This window comes from Falsiroseomonas oryzae, from assembly GCF_027856955.1.
In the GTDB taxonomy this organism is placed as follows: Bacteria; Pseudomonadota; Alphaproteobacteria; order Acetobacterales; family Acetobacteraceae; genus Falsiroseomonas; species Falsiroseomonas oryzae.
The window spans coordinates 1-889 of sequence record NZ_JAPSMD010000903.1 but is presented as its reverse complement, the minus strand read 5'-3'; the positions used below and the strand labels follow the sequence as shown (position 1 = coordinate 889).

1 protein-coding gene and 1 pseudogene are annotated in these 889 nt (G+C 76.9%); one reads left to right on the top strand and one right to left on the bottom strand.

Going from position 1 to position 889, the window contains the following annotated elements:
• Positions 1-200: pseudogene (locus OZN99_RS32580) on the top strand (hypothetical protein); the annotation flags it as partial.
• Here the strand turns inward: OZN99_RS32580 and OZN99_RS32575 are convergent.
• Positions 189-889, bottom strand: a 701-nt coding sequence (locus OZN99_RS32575; RefSeq protein ID WP_270939319.1) for a TauD/TfdA dioxygenase family protein, incomplete at its 5' end; no start/stop codon positions are given. The pseudogene OZN99_RS32580 and the gene OZN99_RS32575 sit on opposite strands and share 12 nt — an antisense overlap.

The following is an 889-nucleotide window of genomic DNA, read 5'->3' as shown; positions in this document are numbered from 1 at the left end:
CCGTGGCCGTCATCGCGCAGGCCTCGCTGGCCGGCGAGGCGGTGCTCCGCAGCACGCTCGGCGCCTGCACGCTCGCCGTGCGCCGAGCCGCCCTGCCGACACCCGCCCTGGTGGTGATCGGCGAGGTCGCGGCGCTCGGCGCGGGCGTGGCGGCGGAGAAGCCTGCCGCCACGCTGCCGGGCATCGCTTCAGCCGGCTGAGACCCAGGGCATCGTCACCTCCCGCGGCCCGGGCGGCGGCGGGCCGCACAGCACGGCCCGGCGCAGCCGGCCTGCGGCCGGACCGGTCGAACGGTGCTGTACGGCGAGGCTGTCCCAGATCACGACGTCGCCTTCGCGCCATCCATGCCGCAGCACGACGGCCGGATGGGTGGCGGCGGATTGCAGGCGGTGCAGCAGGTCGTCGCTGTCGGCGTGTGCCAGGCCGACGACGCGCTGCGCGGCATCGCCCAGCAGCAGCGCGCGCCGACCGGTCTCCGGGTCCACCGACACGAGCGGATGCACCGCTCCCGGCAAGCCGGCGCCGCCGTCCTGCGGCGCCGCATGCTCCACGTCCAGGAACTCGATCCGGTCACGCAGCCAGGGTGCCAGCCGCGCATGGGCGGCAACCTGACTGGCGAACTCCGTCGTGACGCGTCCGTCGCGCGCGTCGTCCTGGACGGCGACGACGACGCGGCCCGGCTCCGGCGACCAGGCGAGGTCCGCGCGCCAGCGCCCGTCGAACTCCTCGGCTTCCCCGACCAGGACATGCGGCGCGCGGGCCGGCGGGCTTGGCCGACCCATCGCGGGCGGCGCGAGGCAGGCGGCGAGGGCGGCCTGGCGATCGGGCCGGAGCGCCTGGTCGCGCAGCACCAGCACCTCATGGTCGCGCAGCGCAGGGCGCAGGACCG